Here is a 256-nt window from a genome sequence, read left to right as displayed (position 1 = left end):
TCTGGCCGTGGTTCCTACCTATTTCGCCCCCTAAAACTGTCCGAAGTATTGATACTTAACTCAAATGAAAATCTACTCGACGCTATCCTAAGCAAAGAAAACCTCAATGCTGCATGGAAGCACGTTCGAGCTAATAAAGGTGCCGCAGGCATTGATGGGATTACCGTTGATGATTTTGTGCAGCACTTCAAGGCAATTGGGGATGAAATTATCGAAGCCATTCGGCAAGGTCATTACCAGCCGCTGCCTGTTAGAC

General features: G+C 46.1%; 1 pseudogene. It reads left to right on the top strand.

What is annotated here, in order from left to right:
* Window positions 1–256: pseudogene (locus MO867_RS23005) on the top strand (hypothetical protein); the annotation flags it as partial.

It is taken from the genome of Microbulbifer okhotskensis, from assembly GCF_023895975.1.
GTDB lineage: Bacteria > Pseudomonadota > Gammaproteobacteria > Pseudomonadales > Cellvibrionaceae > Microbulbifer > Microbulbifer okhotskensis.
The sequence above is the reverse complement of the archived record's forward strand: the minus strand, read 5'-3'. Positions and strand labels throughout refer to the sequence as shown.